General features: G+C 69.9%; 4 protein-coding genes. All 4 read left to right on the top strand.

The window, feature by feature from the left end:
• Positions 1–223 precede the first annotated feature (223 nt).
• From serA to ABIC61_RS18545, 4 genes are read left to right on the top strand one after another with little or no spacing between them, the layout of a single operon-like run.
• Positions 224–1,813, top strand: coding sequence for a phosphoglycerate dehydrogenase (serA, locus tag ABIC61_RS18560; protein ID WP_079236383.1), 1,590 nt, complete (start codon positions 224–226; stop codon positions 1,811–1,813).
• A gap of 13 nt (positions 1,814–1,826) precedes the next feature.
• On the top strand, positions 1,827–2,894 hold the full coding sequence (locus ABIC61_RS18555) for a 3-isopropylmalate dehydrogenase (RefSeq protein WP_354031086.1): 1,068 nt from the start codon (positions 1,827–1,829) through the stop codon (positions 2,892–2,894).
• Positions 2,895–2,909: 15 nt separating this feature from the next.
• Positions 2,910–4,019, top strand: a complete 1,110-nt coding sequence (locus ABIC61_RS18550) for a branched-chain amino acid aminotransferase (RefSeq protein ID WP_354031085.1) — start codon at positions 2,910–2,912, stop codon at positions 4,017–4,019.
• Positions 4,020–4,049: 30 nt separating this feature from the next.
• The gene (locus tag ABIC61_RS18545) at positions 4,050–4,820 is read left to right on the top strand and encodes a fumarylacetoacetate hydrolase family protein (protein ID WP_144757418.1); all 771 of its coding nucleotides are present in this window, start codon (positions 4,050–4,052) and stop codon (positions 4,818–4,820) included.
• Positions 4,821–5,196 lie beyond the last annotated feature (376 nt).

The raw sequence follows: 5,196 nt of genomic DNA, 5'->3' as shown, positions 1-5,196 counted from the left end.
CGCGCTCTCCCCCCTCCCCACGCCCACAACACCCCCCCCGCCTGGGGGGGGGGGGGGGCCCCCCCCGCCCCCCCCCCGGGGGGGGGGGGGGGGGCCCCCCCCCCCCCCCCCGCCTCCAGGCCGTCGTGTGGTTGCGCACAGGACCGTCGCTGCGGTCGTAACCACCTGCTCACGTCGATACGATGGTGGGATACCGCCCGTCTCGTGTGAGGAAACTGCAGCTGTGCCGAAGCCGGTCGTCCTGATCGCCGAAGAACTCTCGCCCGCCACAGTCGACGCCCTCGGGCCCGACTTCGAGATCCGGAACGTGGACGGTACCGACCGCCCCGCCCTCCTGGCCTCCCTCGCCGATGCGCACGCCATCCTGGTGCGCTCCGCCACCAAGGTCGACGCCGAGGCGATCGCCGCGGCCCCGAACCTCAAGGTCGTCGCCCGTGCCGGTGTCGGTCTCGACAACGTCGACATCAAGGCGGCCACCACCGCCGGCGTGATGGTCGTGAACGCGCCGACGTCGAACATCATCTCCGCCGCCGAACTCACGGTCGGCCACATCCTTTCGCTCGCGCGGCACATCCCGGCCGCGCACGCGTCGCTCGCCGCCGGCACCTGGAAGCGCTCCGCGTACACCGGTGTCGAGCTGTACGAGAAGACCGTCGGCATCATCGGCCTCGGCCGGATCGGCGCCCTCATCACGCAGCGCCTGCAGGCGTTCGGCGTCCAGGTCATCGCGTACGACCCGTACGTCACCACGGCCCGCGCCCAGCAGCTCGGGGTCGAGCTCGTCTCGCTCGAGGACCTGCTGAAGCGCGCCGACTTCACCACGATCCACATGCCGAAGACGCCGGAGACGGTCGGCATGATCTCGGACGACCAGTTCGCGCTCATGAAGCCGACCGCGTTCGTCGTGAACGTCGCCCGCGGTGGGCTGATCGACGAGGACGCGCTGCACCGCGCGCTCACCTCGAACACGATCGCCGGCGCCGGCCTCGACGTCTTCGTGTCGGAGCCCCCGAAGGACTCCCCGCTCGTGGCCCTGCCGAACGTCGTCGTCACGCCGCACCTCGGTGCCTCGACGGACGAAGCACAAGAGAAGGCGGGCGTCTCGGTCGCCAAGTCGGTCCGTCTCGCCCTCGGCGGCGAGCTCGTCCCCGACGCGGTGAACGTCGCCGGCGGCGTCATCGACCCGTACGTGCGCCCGGGCATCCCGCTCGTCGAGAAGCTCGGCCAGGTCTTCACCGGCCTCGCCACGTCGCCCGTCACGAGCATCGACGTCGAGGTGCACGGCGAGCTCGCCGAGTACGACGTCAGCGTGCTGAAGCTCGCGGCGCTGAAGGGCGTCTTCACCGACGTCGTCAGCGACCAGGTGTCCTACGTGAACGCTCCGCTCATCGCGGAGCAGCGCGGGGTCTCCGTACGGCTCATCACCGACTCGGACAGCCCCGAGTACCGCAACGTGCTCACGATCCGCGGCGCACAGTCCGACGGCCCCGCGATCAGCGTCTCCGGTACCCTCACGGGCCCGAAGCAGATCGCGAAGCTCGTCGAGATCAACGGCCACGACGTCGAGGTCGCCCTCGCCGAGCACCACGTGGTCATGGTCTACACGGACCGCCCGGGCATCGTCGCCGTCTACGGCAAGGAGTTCGGCGAGGCCGGCATCAACATCGCGGCGATGCAGATCTCGCGCGAGGCCGCCGGCGGCCAGGCGCTCAGCGTGCTCACCGTCGACTCGCCGGTCCCGGCCGAGATCCTCGAGCACGTCCGGTCCACGATCGACGCGGCATCGCTCCGCGAGATCGACATCACGCTGTAGGGGAGTGGCGGACATGACACAGACGGTGAAGCTCGCGGTCATCCGCGGAGACGGCATCGGGCCCGAGGTCGTCGACGAGGCGCTCAAGGTCCTGCACGCCGTGCTGCCCGACGACCTCGTGGTCGAGGAGACCCCGTTCTCCCTCGGCGCCGCGCGGTTCCTGGAGACCGGGGACATCCTCACCGAGGACGACATGTCCGCCATCGCCACCCACGACGCGATCCTGCTCGGCGCGGTCGGCGGGGACCCGCGGGACCCCCGGCTCGCCGGCGGGATCATCGAACGGGGGCTGCTGCTGAAGCTGCGGTTCGCGTTCGACCACTACGTCAACCTGCGCCCCACGAAGGTGTACGAAGCCGTCGGGACCCCGCTCGCGGCCCCGGGCGAGGTCGACTTCGTCGTCGTGCGCGAGGGCACCGAGGGACCGTACGTCGGCAACGGCGGAGCGATCCGCACCGGTACCCCGCAGGAGATCGCGACCGAGGTCTCGCTCAACACCGCCTACGGGGTCGAGCGGGTCGTCCGGTACGCCTTCGAGCTCGCGAACCGTCGGACGCGGAAGCACCTGACGCTCGTGCACAAGAGCAACGTGCTCGTGCACGCCGGAGCCCTCTGGCAGCGCACCGTCGCGGCCGTCGGGCAGGAGTACCCGGACGTCGCGGTCGACTACCAGCACGTCGACGCCGTCACCATCCACATGGTGAAGGAACCTGCTAGGTTCGACGTCATCGTCACCGACAACCTCTTCGGCGACATCATCACCGACCTGGCCGGCGCGATCAGCGGCGGCATCGGTCTGGCGGCCTCGGGCAACATCAACCCGGACGGCACCTTCCCCAGCATGTTCGAGCCGGTCCACGGCTCCGCGCCGGACATCGCGGGTCAGCAGAAGGCCGATCCCACGGCCGCCATCCTGTCCGTCGCACTGCTGCTCGACCACATCGGTCGCAGCGACCTCGCGTCGGCGGTCACGCGGGCGGTCGAGGCCGATCTGGCTGACCGGGGCACCACGCAGCGTCGCACGGCCGAGATCGGCGACGCCATCGCCGCCGCGGCCACGGCACGCACCACCACCGCCTGACAGGAGTCTCCCCAGATGAGCACCGACACCGCCTTCGGACTCGAGTTCGCCACCACCCCCTCGGCCGAGCGTCGCGCCGCCGCCGAGCGTGAGGAGATCCTCGCCGACCCGGGCTTCGGCAAGCACTTCACCGACCACATGGCCACCGTGCGGTGGACGCTCGACGGCGGGTGGCACGATGCCTCGGTCCACCCGTACGGACCGATCAGCCTCGACCCGAGCGCGAGCGTCCTGCACTACGCGCAGGAGATCTTCGAGGGGTTGAAGGCCTACCGGCACGCTGACGGTTCGGTGTGGACCTTCCGCCCGGACGCGAACGCCCGGCGGTTCCAGCGGTCCGCTCGACGGTTGGCGCTCCCGGAGCTCCCGGTGGAGACCTTCGTCGAGTCGATCCGACAGCTCGTGCAGACGGACGTCGACTGGGTGCCCTCGGCGCCCGAGACGAGCCTGTACCTGCGCCCGTTCATGATCGCGACGGAGTCGTTCCTGGGCGTCCGTGCGGCGCAGGAGGTCGCGTATCACTGCATCGCCAGCCCGGCGGGTGCGTACTTCACCTCCGGGCCGAAGCCGGTGTCGATCTGGCTGTCGACGCAGTACGCCCGCGCGGGCAAGGGCGGCACGGGCGCGGCGAAGACCGGCGGCAACTACGCGTCGTCCCTGCTGCCCCAGCAGGAGGCCTACGAGCACGGCTGCCAGCAGGTGATGTTCCTCGACTCGGTGGAGGGCAAGTACCTCGAAGAGCTCGGTGGCATGAACGTCGTCCTCGTGAAGTCCGACGGCACGCTCGTGACGCCGGACTCGGACTCCATCCTCGAGGGCATCACGCGTGACTCGATCCTGCAGCTGGCGGAGGACCGCGGCCTGCGGGTCGAGCGTCGCCGGGTGACGCTCGACGAGTGGCGTGACGGCGTGGCCGACGGCTCGATCACCGAGGCGTTCGCCTGCGGCACGGCCGCCGTGGTGACCCCGATCGCGGAGCTCCGCGGCGAGGGCTTCACGATCGGTTCGCCGACCGTGGGCGCCGGCGAGCTGACGATGTCCCTGCGCGAGGAACTCACCGACATCCAGTCCGGCCGTCGTCCCGACCCGCACGGGTGGATGACGCGCCTGACCGACCCGGCCTGAGGTCCAGGCGAGCGTCGGTAGGCTCCAACGGTGAAGATCGCACGGTTCAGCAGCAAGGGTGAAGACCCGCGGTACGGCATCCTCGACGAGCGCGACCTGGTCGTGTTGGCGGGGGACCCGATGTACCAGGGGTTCGAGACCACGGGGGAGCGGGTGCCGCTCGCCGACGCCAAGCTCCTGGCGCCGGTCATCCCGCGGTCGAAGGTCATCGGCGTCGGGCTCAACTACGCCGAGCACGCGTCCGAGATGGACGAGCGCGCGGGGGACGACCCGGTGGTGTTCCTCAAGCCGAACACCTCGGTGATCGGACCGGAGGACCCGATCCGTCTCCCGGCCGGCGTCGGACGCGTCGACCACGAGGGCGAACTCGCCATCGTGATCGGCTCACTCGCGAAGAACGTCACGCGCGAGGACTTCGCGAGCGTCATCCTCGGGTACACGATCGCCAACGACGTCACCGCCCGTGATCTGCAGGCGCGGGACGGGCAGTGGACGAGGTCGAAGGGCTTCGACACGTTCTGCCCGCTCGGCCCGGCGATCGAGACCGAGATCGACCCGTCGGACATCCGCATCGAGACCCGCGTGGACGGTGACCTGCGTCAGGTGGGGTCGACGAGCGAGATGGTGCACGACATCCCGACCCTCATCGAGTTCATCTCGTCGATCTGGACGCTCCTGCCCGGTGACGTGATCCTGACCGGGACCCCGGCCGGCGTCGGCGAGATCCGGGACGGCGAGGTCGTCGAGGTGACGATCTCCGGACTGGGCACCCTGAAGAACCCGGTCATCGCACGGCACTGACCCGCACCACCGAACGGCCCGCTTCCCACCGTGGAGGCGGGCCGTTCCGCGTCTCCGCGGGCATCGCGCCAGGCGACACGCCCGGGGTGCGGGCCGGTTGGCGGGCCCCCCGGGGCGTGTGTAGAGTAATCACTCGTTGCCGCTGAGGCGGAGAACGGAACGGCCGAGACGGTCACCGGAGCGAGAGCCCCGGAGATGCAGTCCGGACGGGGTCCCGCTCAGGCAACACATCCCAACGAAGTCGCACTCTCTGAGTCGTGTCTTCTGGGTGGAGACGAAATGCCTCTCTGGCGGAACCTCTTTCGGGGTCGAGTGGGGAGTGCGTCTGGTCCTTGAGAACTCAACAGCGTGCACATTGTCAATGCCAATTTATTGA

The organism is Curtobacterium sp. 1544 (genome assembly GCF_040544915.1).
In the GTDB taxonomy this organism is placed as follows: Bacteria; Actinomycetota; Actinomycetes; order Actinomycetales; family Microbacteriaceae; genus Curtobacterium; species Curtobacterium pusillum_C.
Note: the sequence above shows the minus strand (reverse complement) of the source record. Positions and strands in the feature narration are given on the sequence as shown.